Source organism: Aminipila terrae (genome assembly GCF_010120715.1).
Classification (GTDB): Bacteria; Bacillota; Clostridia; order Peptostreptococcales; family Anaerovoracaceae; genus Aminipila; species Aminipila terrae.
This window is the reverse complement of the sequence record NZ_CP047591.1, coordinates 47,037-66,842: the sequence shown is the minus strand read 5'-3', so window position 1 is coordinate 66,842 and position 19,806 is coordinate 47,037. Positions and strand designations below refer to the sequence as shown.

Genomic DNA, 19,806 nt, shown 5'->3' with positions numbered 1-19,806 from the left:
GTTGTTTGTGATTTATGGATGTCGAAGGAGGAATTTGGAATGAATAGTACGGTATATCTTTATGTATTTGATACGATGGCAGATTGGGAAATAGGCTATTTAACTGCTGAACTTAATTCAGGAAGATATTTTAAGAAGGGGATATCCAAATCAAATATAGTTACCATAGGAGTTACAAAGACTCCTATTACTACAATGGGAGGTCTGAAGATATTACCTGATATTAAACTAGAAGAGTGTAATATTAAAAATACAGATGCTTTGATTTTACCGGGTGGCGATACATGGATGGAATCAATCCATGAACCAATAATAAATAAAGCAGAGCAGTGTATAAAGGAGAACATTGTTGTAGCAGCCATATGTGGTGCTACAATAGGGCTTGCTCAAAGTGGGTTGTTGGATACAAGATGGCATACAAGCAACGATTTGGGTTACCTCAAAATGGTGTGTTCCCATTATAAAGGTGAAAAGTATTACAAAAATGAGCTGGCTGTTACGGATGGAAAATTAATTACTGCTTCTGGAATAGCTTCGTTGGAATTTTCTGTACATGTCTTGCAAGCTTTGAATGTGTTTTCTACAAATACATTAGATGCCTGGTATAATCTTTATAGGACTCATGAATCCGAATATTTTTATGAGTTGATGAATTCAATCCAATAATGTTGAACCAGAGGGTTGACTCTCACCTTAGTTCATGGTTTAAATTATGAACCATAATTAAGGAAAAGGAGTTGCGTAATGAATAGTAAATCAAGAAAATCAATTTTAATTAAATGAATTTAATAATTTGCGAAAAATAAAAAATAAAGAGATTTATGTTGAATCTTATCTTTTGAACACATACAATTATAATAATAACATGAAAACGGTACAGAAAGGGGTATAGACCTATGATTAATATTGCAATCTGTGACGACGAGCGGCAAGAGCTTACAAATGCGCAAGAACTACTTATAAAGTATGCCCATAAGCGTCCACAATATGATATTAAAACCTGCTCATTCATTGCACCTTTAGAGCTATTATCCTATGTAGCTGAGCAGGGTGGCTTTGACGTGTTACTACTGGATGTCTACATGGCCGGAATGTTGGGCACGGATGCAGCAAGAGAACTGCGTCAGCTTGGGGATAGAGCTGAAATCATATTCCTCACTACATCACGAGACCATGCCCTTGATGCCTTTGAAGTGGATGCTGCACAATATCTGGTTAAACCTTATACAGAAGATGGGATTTTTGCTGCTTTGGATAAGATTATATCACGAATGAATGTGGACCAGCAAAATATTATCACCCTCAAGACGTCAGAGGGTATCACTCGCCTTATGCCGCGAGATGTGGTATTTACAGAAACGGGGCGTAATAACTATCAGATCATTCATACGATTCAGGGAAAGAAGCTGGAGGTTCGCATGACAGCCGCAGAACTTTTTGAACTGCTTGGACAGAACAAATATTTTGCCCGATGCGGCGCTTCTCTGAATCTAAACCTTAAATACATCCGACAGATTTCAAAGGATGCTATCTTTTTTGATACTGGTGAACATCTTACTTACCCCTACCGTGCTTACCAGAAGTTAAAGAATGAGTTTTTGCGGTTCCAAATGTTCACAGAGGACTAAAAACATGCCAATTTCCCCTAAAATAATAGCAATTACCCCAAAAACAGATTTTATACTTATTTTGAGATAAGATAAAATAAAGAAAAAAGGAGGCCAAGCTAATGTACGAAATGTTACTGTTTTTATCGTTTATTGAATCAATTATTGGAGCAACTCTGACATCGGCCTCTACCATGCGCTTTCGAGAACCTGTCAAAAAACGCATCACTGCAGGATTGATCGTGATGCTTTTAGGCATAATCATTCTTTGCGGAATGCTTTTTACTCAGGGCATTCATGCAGCAGATCGTATTGCTATTGTTATAGTTCTGGTATTGATACTTGCATGGTTTTTAATCTGCTCTGCTGATGCCATTTTCGTGTCGGTCTTTAACTTTCTGACATGCATTAACATATATATCGCCATCAGTTACATTAGCTCAATGGTGAGTATACGTGGAGGTGGTGTTGTGTATGTGACGGAGTACAATATCGCCCGTACGATCATTTATGGGGTGACTATCCCATTGTTGTTTAAATTTGTTCGCCCTCACTTTCGTAGACTGGTGGATTCTTTGGACAAAGAATGGCGTGCAGCCACGTTAGTGCCTCTTATGTTTTTAATTCTTCAAATCGTTCTGCTGTACTATCCGGTCCCATACTTTTTTTGGAAGAGCGAAAATTGGAATCAAATTGTTATCGTCATGGTCTATCTGTTGTTCTTAGCGGTATACTATCTCTTGTATATCCAGGCAAGTGATATTGTAGAGAAGTATGCTTTGGAAAACCGAAACTTACTCATGGTACAGCAAGACAAGCTGTGGGAATCGGAGCTTGCACGGCAAAAGGCGGCAGTAGCTTTGGCATCCCAGCAACTGCATGATATGCATCACCACAATGCAGTTATCATGGAAATGCTTAAGGCGGGTAAATTGAGCGAACTTGAAGGATATATGCAAAGCTTTGATGCGGCTTTGGACATGAGCCAAAGTACAGTCTTTTGCAAAAATCCAATTATCAACAGTGTTTGCAATGCCTATGCAAAAAAAGCCAAGCAGGCACAAATTAAGATTACTTTTCAAATAGTTGTCCCTGAACAAATAGGTATTGATAACGTTGATTTGACTTGTATCTTTGGTAATATACTCGAAAATGCCATTGAGGGCTGTTTGCGACTGCCGGATGAGAATATACGGGAAATTACTGTGACCGTAAGATATGTAGATGGAAGACTGCGTATACGAGTTGAGAACACTTGCCGTGAGGATATCGCCTTTGAAGGGGAATTGCCAAAAACCCAGAAGCGAAGTGGTGGAACAGGGATAAAAAGCATGATTTACACCGCTGAGCGGTATGAAGGCACATCAGGCTTTTCAGTAAATAATGGTAAGTTCATTGCTCAAATTGTCCTCAATGTGCTTTGAAAGGTTCAATAAGAAAATAGAATTAGGAACTTTCCCAATAGCTGCTGTCAACCACCACTGACAGTAGCTATTTTGACATAATCAGGCAATTATCCCTAAAATGATAGCAATTGCCCCAAAAACGGTTTTTGCGCTCCTTTTTATGCTATGTTTCAATTAAATGTTGGTAACTCTAGCTTACTTGCCGGGTTTATCATCTATAAAAAACGGCGTATGTATGTATAAGGAGCGAAAGATATGAAAAAAACAAAAAGAAATAAAATCTTGTCTTTAATTTTAACCGTTGCCATGACAATCGGGCTATTGCCGCAAATGACAGTGCCTGTGTTTGCTACAAGCGAAACACCATACTCGTCAGGAGCTCCAGCAGGCACAAGTTCTGTACCTGTGACTTATACCATCAGTAACGAGACACAGCTCCGTGCTTTAGCAACGAAGGTAAACAGTGGAACTACCTATCAATACACAACCTTTGTGCTTCAGAATGATATTGCTCTTAATGTTGCGTGGACACCGATTGGAGGGACAAGTTGTTCATTTAAGGGCACCTTTGACGGCAACAGCAAAAAAATTACACAAGTTAAAATAGGATCATCGACTACTCCTGAAAGCACCCTACAGTATGTAGGCTTGTTTGGCAATGTTGACGGTGGGACAATTAAAAATCTTGGAGTTGATATAGCAATTAATTCAAATTATGGTAGTGGATATGTTGGCGGTTTGGTTGGTAGCAATTATAACGCTACAATCACAAACTGTTATGCTACAGGTCCTGTTACGGGCGGATATATGGCTAATGTGGGTGGTTTGCTTGGATATAGTCAAAGTACAACAATCATAAATTGCTATGCTACAGGTAGTATTAACGGTGGAACCAGTGCTTATGTTGGAGGTTTGGTTGGAGGGAATTCTGGCGGTAAAATTACAAACTGCTATGCCACAGGTGCTGTCATTGGTGGAGCTCCTTCTACCAATCCCAATGTCGGTGGATTGGTTGGATTGGGACAAAACCTGACAATCACAAAATCATACTGGAATATTAATGCAGAGCAGAACTTGTGGGGGGCTAGACCTGATGCAAACAAATTAGGCGTTGGAAGTGGTACTGAAGGTGGAACAAAAATGACATCCGTCGACATGAAGGACACAGCCTTTGTTACAACGCTAAACAATAATGGTTCCAGTATTTCAGGAGCCAGCACTTGGGTACCGGTTTCTGGAGGTTATCCAACATTTTATGTTCCTCCAATCATAATCGCAAAGCCAATTACAATTGACACAACTGCTCCTGTTACAGCGGCAGTCGTTGCAGACGGTACAAACACAGTGCCAACAGGTGCAATAGCTCCAGTAATTACTTGGTCTGACGACGGTACGTCCTATGCTGCTGCAAGTGGCAGCTTTGCAGCAAGCACAGAATACAAAACAAAATATGTGTATACTGCCAGCGCAGGGTATGAGTTTGACAGCACAATTGTGGCAAGCGATATAACGGTCACAAATGGGGGCACAGTGGCTGTCGTGCTTTCTGATGCTAATAAAACACTTACAATAACAGTAACTTGGCAGGCAACAGCAAGTAATGCTTGCGATATTACGGAGTTTAGCTTTGCAAGCCCTACTGTAACAGGGACAATAACAGGAACAAATATTGCTATTACGGTTCCATATGGGACCACTGTTACAAACCTTATTCCCACTATCACTTTTTCACCAAAAGCAACCATTTCACCTATAAGCGGTATAGGAAAAGACTTTACAGACCCTGTTATTTATACAGTAACAGCCGAAGACGGAACAAAAAAGAGTATACAGTAACAGTAACCGTAGCGGCCGATCCGGATATTTCAACGGTCAACCATGCCAAAAATGCGGCAGAAAGTGCAACCTATGCAAATATGAACCAGACGGACGCAACAAGTGAAGACATAATCAAAGACACACTGAAATCAACTGCAACTACAGAGATAAATGATAATGGTGTAACCGTTACAATCAACAAAGAAAGCTACACTGAACCAGTTGCCGGAACCAGCGCAGATCCTACTGGCACAAATGGTAGCTATGAGTTCACCGTAACCGTAAGCAAGGGTAGTCAAACACAAAAAACAGAAAAAAGACAATTACAATTAAGGCAACAGCTTTTACCGGTGTAAGTGATGTGAATGCGGTTGCCGCAGCTAAAACTGCCATCAAAGACAGCACAGTAACTGTAGCATTTGGGGCAGATCAAACAGCGAAAACGGCGGCTGTGAAAAGTTATGTGGAGGGCTTGCTGACAGGGGATGCTACAGGCGTAACCGCTACTGTTACGTTTAACAGCGAAACTGGTAAATATGATGTTGCGATTCAAAAAGGAACCGTTAAGGACTCAACAACCATTACAATGACAATCACAGAAGATGCCGACCCTGACATTGCAACGGTTAACAATGCCAAAAATGCGGCAGAAAGTGCAACCTATGCAGATATGAACCAAACGGACGCAACGAGTGAAGACATAATTAAAGACACACTTAAATCAACCGCAACTACAGCGATAAACGATAATGGTGTAACCGTTACAATTAACAAAGAAAGCTACACTGAACCAGTTGCCGGAACCAGCGCAGATCCTACTGGCACAAATGGTAGCTATGAGTTCACCGTAACCGTAAGCAAGGGTAGTCAAACACAAAAAACAGAAAAAAAGACAATTACAATTAAGGCAACAGCTTTTACCGGTGTAAGTGATGTGAATGCGGTTGCCGCAGCTAAAACTGCCATCAAAGACAGCACAGTAACTGTAGCATTTGGGGCAGATCAAACAGCGAAAACGGCGGCTGTGAAAAGTTATGTGGAGGGCTTGCTGACAGGGGATGCTACAGGCGTAACCGCTACTGTTACGTTTAACAGCGAAACTGGTAAATATGATGTTGTGATTTCAAAAGGAAGCATTGAGGATTCAACAACCATTACAATGATAATCACAGAAGACGCCGACCCTGACATTGCAACGGTTAACAATGCCCAAAATGCGGCGGATAACGCAACTTATGTAGACATGACTCAAGTAGGCGCTATCGATGAAGCGGGTATTCAGGATGCGCTCAAAGCTATAGCAGAAAGTGCAGTGAATAACAATACCGTTAACGTAACAGTAAACAAAGAAAGCTACATAGTGCCTATTGCTGGAACAAGTGTAGATCCTGCGGGTACAAACGGGAGTTATGTATTCAAAATAACAGTTTCAAAGGGACTACAAACACTATTTACTTCCCAAAAGACGATTACTATTGCAGCAACACCTTATGCGGAAATCCCAATTTATAAAATTATAGGAATCGTGCAGGATGGAAATAGTAGCAACGTTCAGGATGCCACAGTTAAACTGATGCATGGACAAAACCAGGTTGGGCTATCGGTTCAAACTGATGTGGATGGTAAATTTACCATTGAGAACGTAATAAATGGCACCTATAATCTGGTAGTGAGTAAAAATGGAATTACCGTTACTACTCTTGTAGTAGTGAATAATACAAATAACACCCTGGAAAGTGCCATCATACTTCCTAGTGGAAAGACCAATAGTGTTGTTGAAGTAAAACCTTCCACACCGCCGATTGTTGTAGGTGGGCTGGATACACAATTTCAGGTAACGGCCACAGAACCAGATAAGGGGGTAACTTCAACCGATAATGATGTGGTAACAAACGGTGGTTCCGTTGAAATTAAGCTTATTGCAGAGAAAAAGGATAATACGGCAACAAACGCAACAGATATTTCAGCTACTGCAACATCAGACGGAAAAACAGTAGGCATCTTCGTTGACTTATCGGTGCTAAAGACGGTAAAGGATAGTAGTGGAGACGAAATTTCTTCGCAATCCGCTATTCTAAAGGAGCTTCCAAGCTTAATAGAGGTGCTTATTCCACTCCCTACCTCGCTTCAAGGCAGAGCAAACTATGTTGTATATCGTTACCATGGAACTGAGGTAAATACCATTACCACAGAGGCAAATCCGGCAGGAGAGAAAATAGAGCTTATCAATAACGGTACAACAATCAAGCTTACTGTAAAAAAATTCTCCACTTATGGAATTGCATATACCACGCCATCAACACCAACTAATAATACAGGTGGAGGCTCTGGCGGAGGCTCGAGTAGTAGTGTAGTGGCATCAACTATCACTAAGGAAACAAGTGAGGGCGGTAAAATCACCATTAGCGAGGACAAAAAGACTGCAACTCTTATCCCAGATGACGATTATGTAATAGCAAATGTAGTAGTCGATGGCAAGAGCATAGGAGCAACGGAGAAATACACCTTTTCAGATAGCAAAACTCATAAAATTAAAGCTGTTTTTGTAAAGAAAAGCGCACTTGCGTATTACAATCAAGAGAATCAAAAGGTTTACATTGGTTTTTCTGCAATTGTAGGCAATCTTTACAAATATGTTGCCCCGGCCGGCGTTACCGTAGAATTCAAAGAAAATCCAAAGACTTTTACGGACAATACCATAGCATGGGCAAAACCAAGTATTGACTTTGTGACGGAGCGTGAAATTTTCATTGGGAAAACACAAGATCAGTTTGGACCAAATGAAGGCATGACAAGAGCCATGTTTGTTACAGCAATCGGTAGACTTTACGAGCGTTCTTATGGTAGCATTTTGAGTAAAAGTAATTTTTCTGATGTAAATCCAAACGAGTATTATGCAAAGTATGTTGCATGGGCAAATAATAATGGTATTATAAAAGGTATAGGAGAAAACCAGTTTGCTCCAACCAAAAAGGTAACACGTGAGCAAATGGCAGTTATGATGTTCAACTTTGCGAAGTTCTTAAAAAAGGCAGATGTTACAGACAGTTCCCTTGTATATGCAGATAGCGCAAGCATCTCATCTTGGGCAATGGACGGTACTAAATACTGTCAGGAAACAAATGTGATAACAGGCAGAGAAGGGGACCGCTTTATTCCTCAGGGAAACGCTACAAGAGCCGAAGTAGCAGCGGTAATTGAACGGTTTGTAAAAAACATTATGAAATAGATAAACTAGAAAGAAGATGAGACATATTGAATAAGAAAATAATTCAAAAGATGCATCCTACAAAAAGAGCAACCTCTGCATAGTTACTGATTATTAATATTATGTAGAGGAGATTTAATAATGAATAAAATAAATAATGTACTAAACAGATTAGATAGTCCAGTTCTTACAAAGCAAAAAATTATTGATATGGAAGACATGTCATTTTTTACACATGCACTTATTTTCGATGATTTGTTAATTGTTACTCAAAAAGAAACCAATTGCTTTGTGCTGAAATCATCTGAGGGGCTTATTGTAATAGACGCAATTTGGCCGTCAGTTAAGGCCTACGAAGCAATTGTTGGTGCTATTAAAGATGTTGGATGGAATCCGGATTTGTTATATAAACTTATACTTACACATGGACATGTAGATCATACCGGCTGCGGTAAGTGGCTGGTGAATAACCATAATGTGAAGACTTATATGTCAAGAATCGACGATATTTACTGGCGTGAGTATCCAACCAAACCTGATAGACCTGAAACATGGAAAAATTACAATATTGACGTTTATCTCAATGATAAAGATGTTATTTTATGTGGTGACAAAAAAATTTATGTATACAGCACACCGGGACATACGCCTGGGTGCTTAAGTTACATTTTTCCGGTCAAAGATAATGACATACCCCATATGGCTGCTATTTTTGGCGGTGCCACTCCGCCACGCACTAAACCAGATATTCAGACATATATGGATTCACTGGATTATTTTATTAAAGAAGCTGATAAAAAAAATGTTGATGTTGCTCTTAGTAACCATACCGCTATTGACAATGGTTTGTTACGAATTGCTTATTCTAAGGTAAGGTATTCGTATATGCCGAATATTTATATCGTTGGATATGAAGGGTTTAAAAAATATTCTCAAGTATTTAAAACACTAAGTAATAATATGATTAGCGATTTTTAATAGTTATAATGACAAATTCTAATTTAATCAGTGAATAAATAGCGGCAGAGTTTGCAGTCAACTTAAATGAACTACAAACCCTGCCGCTTTTCAGTATAGAAGTAAACTGTAAAATAAGCAATAAAAAATCGCAATCCAATATTGAAAAGGATTACGGTTTTGTTTCGTATAGGTTAATATATGGCTAAAATTACTTCCAACCTATTCCTGGTGCCTTTTTGCATCCAATATAATATAAATAGTGAAAATTTGATTTGAATGATGATGCTTATTGACATATTACACATAAAGTATTATTATTTTATAACAGTGTTATGAAAATAAACAGTGTTATAAAATGTTGGAGGCATACTTATATGGCAAGAGAAGATCAAAAAATGCGCAGTGAGCTGGTTCGTCAGGCGATTCTAGATACGGCACTAGAGATCGGGTTCAGGGAAGGCTTCGAAGAGGTGTCTATTAGAAAAATTATTAATGAGATGAAATACTCTACAGGTATTATTTATCATCATTTTAAAGACAAGCAGGAGATTATTGATGCAATTGAGCAAAAAGAGACACAATGGCTTCAGGGAAAAATTACGGAATTGCTGAAGGGCAATCAGGATATCCTGTCTGAAATGGAAACGATATTCCATATGATTATGAAACTTGCTTTTGAGGAACCAGAAAAATTTAACCTTATTGTTCTTCATAAATATAGCAGGAAGAATTCCGGCCAACCAGAATGGATAAGTTATCTAGGGGAAAGGCTGAAAAAGGCAATGGATACAGGGCAAATCAGAAAAATAGATTGCGAGAAAGCCGCCTTTTCTATTTGGAGTTCCTTTCTGGGTTTTGATCTTATGATATCAAGATATATAGATTTAAGCATTGATGTGGCAGAAGAAATGTTCCGGGTTCAATTTGATATTATTTTAAAGGGGGTTCTTTCAAATGAGTAAGTCACGTATTGTATATGCAACGAAAACCAAACATTCTAAAAGGCTGGCAGAGGCTATTGGAAATGCCCTTAATATTCCGTCAGAGAATGTATCGGATAATCTGTTATCAGGAGAAGCAGATCTGCTTTTTCTTGTGGGAGGTATTTACGGAGGGGAAAGTCTGCCGGAGCTTTTAGCATTTGTGAAAAGCTTAAATAAAGAGAAGATAAAGAGTGTTGTACTTATCACCTCCTGTGCGTCAAAAAAACAGGGGCAGGATACTGTTAGAAAGATTCTCCAGGATAAAGACATTCCTGTGGTAGACGAATTTATCTGTCAGGGAAGTTTTTTACTTTTTAAAGTTGGTCATCCAAATAAAAATGAAATTGAGGAAGTAGTCGCTTTCGCTGCCAGAATGATAGAAGGGTAAGAGATATTAGGAGGATTACTATGAGGTATGTACTACCATTCCATTTTGCATTTGAACACATGAGAAGACTTGCTGTCATCAGCTTCAAAGGGAATGAAGAGCTTGATGGCTTCGAGCCACAATTCTTTGATGATCCGGTTAATGGAAAAGGGCTTCGTCTGCTGCGGTATAGGCGAGATGGAAAAGTAGATGTGTATTACGAAGCCGGTATCATCTATGATGAAAATTTTAATATCGGTGCCGGCATCAATGATTGCAAAATGACCCGCTTTGAACAGAACCTCTTTGAAATAACTGAACAAGGGCTGCAGTTACATCTGGTTTTTACAGATGCGCAAGGTAGGAAGAATGAGTTGAAGGTTACAGAAAAAAGTATGAGAAAATATCCTGTTCCCCTTTTGGCTCCCATTGGTGGCGGTATTAAAAGACCCCAGAAGCTGTTTTTTGTTTATATGAATGATATCAACTTTGCTCCTTGTAAAACCACACAAATCAACTGCTCGTTAGATGATCGTATCCTTGAACCAGTAATACTGCCTATTTTAATTAAGGGTCATCGCAATTATATGGTGAGATATTGTTCCCAGCTAAACATCGTGGAGCTTAACAGAAATGGTACAGGTCCTTTGTGCTTTGATGGAATGCCAGGAAAAACAGCAATCCAAGATAAAACAGAAATATGTTGTAATAAATTGGGAAAAGTTGATCAGATTCAAATAGGTAAGGGTATGCATAATGCGAAGCTATATTTTCCGGATGGATTTCCTAACTTGATGGATTTGCCTGAAAACCAGTGTACTAAAGGGTCTTTTGAGATATACATATCTTCGGTAAAGATAACCTGGGGTCAGTATCGATTAATGAGAATCGCAGATAAGGTCCATGTTAATCTTGGTAATTTCAGGGAGTGGCAGCCTAGAAAGTATCCTTTGGCTTATAAATTATTATTTACATTTGTAAAGGTTTTCAAGAAATGGCCAACTTATTACAGTTGGAAAGGTATAGTTGACTTAGAAGAAATATCTCAGATGAATGGTATATGGGAGAACAGAATAAATCACAAAAGCAAAGTGGTTTAGCTAAAGAGATTAATTGCTACACTATAGAATAACACTTTTAATAATTAGTAAGAATATTTGTCATTATAGACGGAGGTAATTATGGTATATTCAATAGGTCAAGTTGCCAAATTGTTTGGAGTTTCTGTAGAAAGCATTGTCTACTATGAAAAAGAAGGTTTAATACACCTTAAAAAGAATCCTAATAATGGATATAGGCAATTCACCATAGAAGATATCATACTTTTATCAGATATTTTGTTTTACCGAAATGTAGATATTTCTATAAAACAAATTGCACGCATACAAAAGGGTATGGACATGGAAGGTATATCTTCTTTGATAAACGGTAAAATAACTGAAATAACAAATAAAATTTCGAAATATAATACTTTATTAACAAAACTTGAAAATTGGGCTACACTCCACAATGAGGATGGTATCAATCTTGTAGGAAAATTTGATATCAGAGAGATGCCTGTGGCAATCAAGCCTATTGCGGATATTGATGAATTTGAAACAGATATAATCAAATTTATGGATGATCTCCACGACAATAAAGAAATGATATACTATTTATTTTACGCTTTTTCTTGTAATATTTCCAATGAAGAAGAAAATCAGGGACTTCACAGATATGTGGTGCTAGACAGCGGTGTAGGGCAGAATTTGCCGTTTCAGTTTAAACTGTGCGATTACGAAGAAGAGTATTGTGAAAAATCCCTATATTCAGTGGTGAAATACACAGATAATACTCAAGAGATGCTTAAGCCTTTGGTGGATTACGCTGACAAGAATGGAATAGCACTTACAGGTAAAATATATGGACGTTTATGTATAGTAAATTATGAAAAAGGAGAATACACGGAATATTACAGAGTGTATGCAGAAATAAAATGAAATTTTAGAATAAATTGAAAATTTGCCATTGACCCGAAGTTACTTCGGGGTTTATTATTATACTTAATAAAAAGCAGCTGAAACAATAGGTACGAATAAGGATGCATTGTCAGTAAAAAACTGTAACTATTAAAAATCAATTAGTGGAAAGGAAGTAGGTCTACTATGAAAAAAATGTTTATAGCAGGAAAATGGGTAAATGGGCATTCAAGCCAGGTCACCCAAATTATTAATCCGGCTACAGGAGAAGAAATCGATACGGTTTCTTGTGCATCTGAAATGGATGTGGACAGAGCTATACAGTGTGCAAAGCTTCAATCATCTGATGAAGGTGAATGGAAGAACATGGCTCCAGGAGATAGAAGTAAAGTGTTACTGCGAATAGCAGAGCTGATCCATGAAAAAAGTGAGGAAATAAGTCGCCTGGAGACTTTGAACCAAGGGAAAACTCTGGTAGATTCCAGATTTGATGTGGAGTTAGGAGCCGAGTTTTTTAAATCAATGGCTGGAATGACAGGATTTATAAGCGGGCAGACCTTTGATTATAAAAAGGGGTTACACGTTATGACTATAAGAGAACCTTTGGGAGTATGTGGAATCATTGTGCCATGGAATTACCCATTTTATATTATGGCTGAGTATACTTCACAGGCACTTGCAGCAGGCAATACCATTGTATGTAAACCTTCAGAAATTACACCCTTAACAGCTATAGCACTGTTTGAAATTTTTGAAGAGGCTGGCGTGCCAAAGGGTGCTGCAAATTTACTGCTTGGAAAAAGCAGTGTTATAGGAAATGCAATTACCCATAGTCACAATATCGATAAAGTCGTATTCATTGGGAGCACAAAAATAGGGCGTGAAGTGATGAAGGCCAGCGCAGAAAGTAATTTTAAGCCTTTATCATTGGAACTTGGAGGTAAATCACCGTTTATCGTGTTTGAAGACGCAGATATGGATACTGCATTGGATTATGCGGGGTTATCTATATTTATGGGTGCAGGCCAAACTTGTACGGCAGGGTCCAGGATGTTGCTGCAGGATAGCATATACGACGAATTTTTAGAACGATTTCTCGGTTATGTGAAGACAATCAAATTGGGTTCAGGACTTGACGAAGGCACCATGATGGGGCCATTAGTTTCTGAAGACCACATGAAAAAGGTTCTTGAGTTCATTGAGGAAGGGAAGAACGAAGGGGCCAGAATTGTATGCGGTGGAAGAAGAGCTTGCGTTACAGGCTATGAAAAGGGATTCTTCGTTGAGCCAACAGTATTTACTGATGTTACAAATGATATGAAAATTGTTCAGGAAGAAATATTTGGACCAGTTTTGACGGTACAGAAATTTTATTCTGAGGAGGATGCAATTAAACTGGCCAATTCTACCGTGTATGGCTTGGCGGCAGGAATTTTTACCAATGACAATGGGAGAGTGTTACGAATGTCCAGAGCTGTAGAAGCAGGAAAGATATACGTAAATAATTACTTTACAGAGATAAATGAAGCTCCTTGCTCGGCTTTAAAACAAAGTGGAATAGGAGAAGAAATGGGACTATTGGGACTTGAAGGGTATACGAAAATTAAACAAGTTAATATAAGTACTACACTAGAACCAGCACATTTCTTTGAAATCAAATAGACTACTGGCGTGTTTTGAGGAGGTTTAATAACCATGAATGAAAATGTAAATCAAGTATCCGATAATCTCGGAGAAGAAGTGGGCTTGAAAAGAGTACTTAAGCTAAGGTATTTGATTTTTTTCGGATTATCATATCTTGTGCCCACATCCGTTTTTAACAATTATGGTATTGTAACTGAATTGACAAAAGGTATGATGACATTTGCTTACATAATAACCACAGCAGTAGTAATTCTTACTGCATATAGTTATGGAAAGATGGCCAGGGCGTATCCTGTAGCAGGCTCTGTGTACACATATGTGCAGAAAACAATGAATCCTCACCTGGGATTTATCGTAGGCTGGGCAATGGTATTAGATTATTTATTGTGCCCTATGATAAGTTATCTGTATTTTGGATTGTATATGAACAAGTTTTTTCCTTCCGTATCTGTTGCATGGTGGATTGTGATTTGCATAATTGTAGTATCTGCCATTAATATCATAGGTATAGAATTTGCAGCGAAGGTCGACTTTGTAATTACCATACTGACTACTGGATTCGTATTGCTTTTCATTATCCTTTGTGCAAAGTTTGTTATGGGAGGTGGAGGGGAAGGTACACTAATACATATGAAGAGTGTGTTGGATACAGATTTGGCAAGTGTAAATGCATTAGCCCGAGGGGCTGCAATATTAATAGTAGGTTTCATGGGATTTGATGCCATTACTTTGGTGGCAGAGGAATCCGTAAATCCTGACAAGGATATTCCAAAAGCACTCATATTGACATGTTTGATTGCAGGGTTGTTATTCATTGTTACATCCTATATATCACAGTTGGCATGGCCAGCAGCGTGGAGTTCAATGGAAAATCCGGATACAGGAGCCTTTGAATTATTGGGACGTATAAAAGCCAATTTCATGCCGGCCCTGTTCCTAGATGTAGATTGTTTCGCAAATGTAGTTTGTGCGGTGGCAAGCCAGGCAGCTGTGGCAAGAATGCTATACGCCATGGGTAGGGACGGCATGCTGCCTAAAAAGGTATTCGGTTATGTTAGTCCAAGGTTTAGGACACCTGTACTTAATATTATTATTTCTGCGCTGATAGGGCTTACCGCAGTGTTTTATGCAGACAATTTAATAGGTGCAGCAAGTTTGATAAGTTTTGGTGCCCTCATCGGTTTTACCTTTGTTAATGCATCAGTAATTGCACAATTTTATATTAAGGAGCATAACAGGAGCGGAAGTGGTATCATAAAATATATGCTTTTGCCTTTAATTGCAATGGTAATATCTGTGATCCTGTGGTTTAATCTATCAGCATCTGCAAAAATGCTTGGACTGAGTTGGGTGGCTATTGGATTTATATACTTGGCAATATCCACGAATTTCTTCAGAAAACTACCACCGGAATTGAAAATGTAATAAATTAAAGGAGATAAGCATAATGAATATTTTTAATGACATTAATGATAAACTTGAAGATAAGTCACTTCTCTGGCAAAATAAGCCAGAGAAATGGGTGATTCTGAATAATAATCAAATAAGCATAACTGCTCCTGGAGCAACAGATTTTTTTAACGATCCGGGGGGGAAGTGTGCCAAAATGCGCCATTCCTATTCACCTATGTAACAAATGACGATTTTGTTTGTACTACCAGAGTCTCTGTAGATTTCAAATCAGAATACGACACAGGATGCATTATGTTGGTTGTAGATGATGAAAATTGGTGCAGAGTAGGGTATGAAGTGGTAGATGGCGATTTAAAAATAGTAAGCGTAGTAAACAAGGCTACTTCGGATGATTGTGATTCGCAAATTATTGGAGATGTGGTTCCATATCTCAGAATAACTAAAAAAGGAAATCTTATGGCTATGCATTATTCCTTGGATGGCAAGGCGTGGCCGTTAGTGAGATACTTTAACCTGGCAAGGTATTCCCACAAGATGAAATTGGGAGTCACATCTCTTTGCCTGACCGGGAAGGCATGCACTTCAAAATTTGACTTCTTGGAGTATGAAGTTAAATCAGTAGAAGACATATTGGAATGTAAATAATCTGTTTACTGGAAAACAAAAGGGCCAACGAAGGAAAATAGAAGATGGCCACAATCAAGTTGTAAGTTAGAGACAAAACAAGGCTCAAAAACGGACAAAAAATGACGTTTTTGGGCCTTTAAAACAGGTTAACAGATGTATATTTAAGATATGCTCCGCACCTTCCTAAAGTTGAGTTCCTGGTGTTTATAGTTTATACAACAGCCTCAAAAACCTGCAAAAATTCTTTTGCAATATATGATAAATGTCGGTCTTTAAGCCATAACAGAGTTGTTCTCGTTTCCAAAGATAACTCATTAATCTCTCTGCAAATTATATTCGGGTTTGAAATAAGTCCAGTAGCTGGTTTAGGTACAATACCAACCCCCATCCCTGTTTCTGCCCATGATATTATGGATCTGACGTCATCACATTCACAAAGTATTCTAGGTTTAAATCCTGCCTTCTTACACGAGCTAACTATCATCAGTTCAAATCTGCGATCTATGATTAGTGGGACATTGATAAGATTAGTTACCGATATAAATTCATTTTCTCCCTGTAAGTAAAAATCATCCTTGGATATAGCCATCATCGGATCAAATGGTAAGCTGATTGATTCAAAGATCTCAGAATTAAATGGAGTTCTAACGATTCCAATATCTATTATTCCTTTAGTCAGCATATCTAATATTCTATATGTATCTCCTTCTCGTATTTGAAAATTCAAGCTGGGATATTTTTCATGAAAAGAATAAAGCAATTCTGGTAAAAGTATTCCTCCTGAGGATGGAACAGTACCCACTGATAATACACCTAAGAATTCTTTGTTATAATTTTTTAATTCGTTGATAGTTGTTTCTACTAACTGTAAAATTTGCTCAGCGCGATATTGTAAAAGTTCACCAGCACCTGTTATCTGGAGTTTTTTAGTAGTTCTTTCTATTAGTTTTATTTCAAGTTCCTCCTCAAGAAGCTTCAATTGATGGCTAAGAGGCGGCTGAGCTATGTGCAGTCTTTCGGCAGCTTTGGTAATGCTGCCCTCTTCAATAATTGCAAGAAAATAATTGAGTTGTTTAATATCCATGAATATCCCTCCTCTTATTTATATTTAAAAAGTATAAATTCGATATATTTATAGTATTTTTCATATATATTATACGGTGCTATAATCATGTTGTAAATCAGAATAATTGAAAATCGCGATATCATATTCTTATTAACATAATTTCAAAATAAAATTAAATATAAATTCGGTGGTGATTTAATAATGTCTGATACAAATTTTAATAATGAGCATTTGAATAATAAAACAATTGGAATATTAGGTGGTATGGGGCCACTTGCAACTGATGATCTCTTCCATAAGATTATTATTCTTACAGAAGCTAAGAATGATAATGAGCATATCCATATACTGATTGACAATTATACTGCAATCCCTGACAGAACTAATTACATTTTAGGTTATGGGGAGGATCCAACCAAATACATGATAGAGGCAGCTATGAAACTTGAATTGATGGGGGCTGATGTCATAATAATGCCGTGTAATACTGCCCATTACTTTTACGATGAAATAGTAAAATACCTTCGTATACCTTTTATTAATATGATTGAAGAAGTTGCTAAAAAAATAAAGAAGGTTAAACCTGATGCCAGTAAGATAGGATTGTTAGCCACAGCGGGAACCTGTAAGTCCGGAGTTTATGATAAGGTATTAAAAAAGTATGGTATTGAAGTTATAAAACCAAATGATGCAGATCAGGACAAAGTTAGTGACTTAATATATGGCATTAAAGCTGGACGAACAGAATACAACATGGGCGATATAGATTCGATACTTTCTTATTTGGAATTGCAGAACGTAGATACTGTAATCTTAGGCTGCACTGAACTGCCTGTGGCTTTCCAGATGATGAATATAAAAGGCAATTTTATCGACCCAACTAAAATACTAGCCCAGAGCGCAATTGAATTGGTGGGAAGAAAAGCTATGGATTAAAGTTTATAGTATAAGCAACAAATGATTAATGATAATTAGAAGATATAAAATTACATAAAAATAATAGGGGGCAAATATTAATGGATAAAATGAGTCTTCAAAGAGAAGAAATAGAAAAAGTATATGGTAAAATTAGCCCATTTGAACTCAAAGACAAGTTAATAAGTCTTGCAGCAGAGTCAAACAAGAGCGGAACCCACTCACTGCTGGATGCGGGAAGGGGAAATCCTAACTGGATAGCAGCAACACCTAGAGAAGCATTCTTCACATTTGGCCAGTTCGCAGTTTCAGAAAGCAGACGGGTCTGGAACGAAGGGGACTTAGGGGGAATGCCTGAGAAGGAGGGGATTGCACAACGTTTCAAGCAATACATCAACAAAAACAGCAGCGCTCCAGGGGCAGAGCACCTTAAGAGGATAATAAACTACGGAATAACCATGAAAGGATTCGATCCGGACGAATGGATATACGAGCTTGCAGACGGTATAATCGGGGATAACTATCCTATGCCTGACAGGATGCTAAGGCATATAGAAAAGGTGGTGAACGATTACCTTATACAGGAATTATGCTACAATGAACCACTTGAAGGTATGTTCAGAACCTTTGCTGTTGAGGGAGCTACCGCAGGAATGTGCTACGTGTTCGATTCCCTCATTGCAAACAACATGCTTTCAAAGGGAGATAAGATAGCTATCATGACGCCAGTGTTCACGCCTTATCTGGAGATACCGCATCTGCCCCGGTATAGCTTTGAAGTGGTGAATATTTCCGCAAACGAAGTGGATGAACAAGGCAACAGAACATGGCAGTATCCTGATTCAGAAATAGAGAAGCTTAGGGACAAATCAATCAAGGCCCTTTGCATAGTAAATCCAAGCAATCCTCCTTCGGTTGCCATGAAGCCAGAATCAGTTAAACTCCTAAAAAACATCGTGGATCAGGACAACCCAGACCTCATGATCATATCAGATGATGTATACAGCACCTTTGTGGACGGCTTCAGGTCTCTGATGGCGGATCTGCCGTATAACACCATAGGGGTTTATTCTTACTCTAAATACTTCGGAGTCACAGGCTGGAGGCTTGGAACTATTGCTATCTATGAGGACAATGTATTTGATAAGCTTCTAAAGGAGCAGGATGAGGATAAGAAAGAGAGAGCAAGAAGAAGATACTCCGGGCTTTCAACTAATCCAGACCGCATAAAGTTTGTAGACAGGATAGTGGCGGATAGCAGACAGGTTGCTCTTAACCACACTGCAGGACTTTCAACACCTCAGCAGGTGCAGATGGCTTTCTTTTCTTTGTTCGCCATAACGGATAGGGAGAATAAGTACAAAAATCTTACAAAGAATATCTGCCGCCGTAGGCAGAAGCTATTGTTTGAAGGGCTGGGGCTTGAGGTAAAAAAAGATCAATATAGCGCAGCGTACTATACTCAATTCGACCTCCTTCAGTGGGCAAGCCAAAACTACAGTGAGGATTTTGCAAAATACCTAAAGGACAACTATAAAACGGTAGATATACTTATAAGGCTTGCAGAGCATTCATCAATTGTGCTCCTGGACGGAAATGGTTTCAATGGGCCGGAATGGTCTGTAAGGATATCCCTTGCAAATCTCTGCGACGAATCCTATTCTAAAATAGGAAAAGTTCTTCACGATGTTATGGAAGGTTATGTAGAAGAATGGACTGAAAATTACAAACTTAGAATTAGTTAAGCAAGGCGGCTTTTGAGAAAAGATACATACATTATAATACAACATATAATTAATGGAGGTGGCTGAGTAGTACAAACTCAGCTGCTTTT

The 19,806-nt window shown here is 38.3% G+C and carries 18 protein-coding genes; 17 read left to right on the top strand and 1 reads right to left on the bottom strand.

Translation table 11 applies throughout. The features are described 5' to 3' along the window. Positions 1–39: 39 nt before the first annotated feature. The 15 genes from Ami3637_RS00260 (at position 40) to Ami3637_RS00190 (ending at position 16,009) form a co-directional block, all read left to right on the top strand. A complete protein-coding gene (locus Ami3637_RS00260) occupies positions 40–666 on the top strand; it encodes a type 1 glutamine amidotransferase family protein (RefSeq protein WP_162360801.1) in 627 nt (208 codons plus the stop codon). A gap of 230 nt (positions 667–896) precedes the next feature. After that, the gene (locus Ami3637_RS00255) at positions 897–1,628 is read left to right on the top strand and encodes a LytR/AlgR family response regulator transcription factor (RefSeq protein ID WP_162360800.1); all 732 of its coding nucleotides are present in this window, start codon (positions 897–899) and stop codon (positions 1,626–1,628) included. A 101-nt stretch (positions 1,629–1,729) separates the two neighbouring features. Further along, on the top strand, positions 1,730–3,031 hold the full coding sequence (locus Ami3637_RS00250; protein ID WP_162360799.1) for a GHKL domain-containing protein: 1,302 nt from the start codon (positions 1,730–1,732) through the stop codon (positions 3,029–3,031). 237 nt (positions 3,032–3,268) lie between these two features. Further along, positions 3,269–4,849: a GLUG motif-containing protein gene (locus tag Ami3637_RS00245; protein WP_162360798.1), complete on the top strand. Its 1,581-nt coding sequence runs from the start codon at positions 3,269–3,271 to the stop codon at positions 4,847–4,849. Between the two features lie 80 nt (positions 4,850–4,929). Next, a complete protein-coding gene (locus tag Ami3637_RS00240; RefSeq protein WP_162360797.1) occupies positions 4,930–5,187 on the top strand; it encodes a hypothetical protein in 258 nt (85 codons plus the stop codon). Between the two features lie 5 nt (positions 5,188–5,192). Further along, positions 5,193–8,060 (top strand): S-layer homology domain-containing protein, encoded by a 2,868-nt coding sequence (locus Ami3637_RS00235; RefSeq protein ID WP_162360796.1) that lies wholly within the window; start codon positions 5,193–5,195, stop codon positions 8,058–8,060. Between the two features lie 120 nt (positions 8,061–8,180). Next, positions 8,181–9,017 carry an MBL fold metallo-hydrolase gene (locus Ami3637_RS00230; RefSeq protein ID WP_162360795.1) on the top strand — a complete coding sequence of 279 codons (837 nt, stop codon included), beginning with the start codon at positions 8,181–8,183 and terminating at the stop codon, positions 9,015–9,017. Between the two features lie 356 nt (positions 9,018–9,373). Beyond that, positions 9,374–9,961 carry a TetR/AcrR family transcriptional regulator gene (locus Ami3637_RS00225; protein ID WP_162360794.1) on the top strand — a complete coding sequence of 196 codons (588 nt, stop codon included), beginning with the start codon at positions 9,374–9,376 and terminating at the stop codon, positions 9,959–9,961. Next, positions 9,954–10,370, top strand: coding sequence for an NADPH-dependent FMN reductase family protein (locus tag Ami3637_RS00220; RefSeq protein WP_162360793.1), 417 nt, complete (start codon positions 9,954–9,956; stop codon positions 10,368–10,370). The genes Ami3637_RS00225 and Ami3637_RS00220 overlap by 8 nt, the downstream gene beginning before the upstream one ends. 20 nt (positions 10,371–10,390) lie before the next feature. After that, a complete protein-coding gene (locus Ami3637_RS00215; RefSeq protein ID WP_162360792.1) occupies positions 10,391–11,449 on the top strand; it encodes a hypothetical protein in 1,059 nt (352 codons plus the stop codon). 81 nt (positions 11,450–11,530) lie between these two features. Next, the gene (locus Ami3637_RS00210) at positions 11,531–12,328 is read left to right on the top strand and encodes a MerR family transcriptional regulator (protein WP_162360791.1); all 798 of its coding nucleotides are present in this window, start codon (positions 11,531–11,533) and stop codon (positions 12,326–12,328) included. Positions 12,329–12,493: 165 nt separating this feature from the next. Continuing rightward, a complete protein-coding gene (locus Ami3637_RS00205; RefSeq protein WP_162360790.1) occupies positions 12,494–13,969 on the top strand; it encodes an aldehyde dehydrogenase family protein in 1,476 nt (491 codons plus the stop codon). A gap of 33 nt (positions 13,970–14,002) precedes the next feature. Continuing rightward, positions 14,003–15,376 (top strand): APC family permease, encoded by a 1,374-nt coding sequence (locus Ami3637_RS00200; protein WP_162360789.1) that lies wholly within the window; start codon positions 14,003–14,005, stop codon positions 15,374–15,376. A gap of 22 nt (positions 15,377–15,398) precedes the next feature. After that, on the top strand, positions 15,399–15,584 hold the full coding sequence (locus tag Ami3637_RS00195; protein WP_162360788.1) for a hypothetical protein: 186 nt from the start codon (positions 15,399–15,401) through the stop codon (positions 15,582–15,584). Then, positions 15,548–16,009: a DUF1349 domain-containing protein gene (locus Ami3637_RS00190; RefSeq protein ID WP_162360787.1), complete on the top strand. Its 462-nt coding sequence runs from the start codon at positions 15,548–15,550 to the stop codon at positions 16,007–16,009. Before Ami3637_RS00195 ends, Ami3637_RS00190 begins: the two co-directional genes overlap by 37 nt. Before the next feature lie 193 nt (positions 16,010–16,202). Here Ami3637_RS00190 and Ami3637_RS00185 read toward each other — a convergent pair whose 3' ends face one another. Next, positions 16,203–17,075, bottom strand: coding sequence for a LysR family transcriptional regulator (locus Ami3637_RS00185; RefSeq protein WP_162360786.1), 873 nt, complete (start codon positions 17,073–17,075; stop codon positions 16,203–16,205). Between the two features lie 183 nt (positions 17,076–17,258). Here Ami3637_RS00185 and cuyB point away from each other — a divergent pair, with 183 nt between their 5' ends. Together cuyB and aspD are read left to right on the top strand one after the other, a co-directional pair. Continuing rightward, positions 17,259–17,993 (top strand): cysteate racemase, encoded by a 735-nt coding sequence (gene cuyB / locus Ami3637_RS00180; RefSeq protein ID WP_162360785.1) that lies wholly within the window; start codon positions 17,259–17,261, stop codon positions 17,991–17,993. An 80-nt stretch (positions 17,994–18,073) separates the two neighbouring features. After that, the gene (gene aspD, locus Ami3637_RS00175) at positions 18,074–19,717 is read left to right on the top strand and encodes an aspartate 4-decarboxylase (protein ID WP_162360784.1); all 1,644 of its coding nucleotides are present in this window, start codon (positions 18,074–18,076) and stop codon (positions 19,715–19,717) included. The last annotated feature ends 89 nt before the right edge of the window (positions 19,718–19,806 follow it).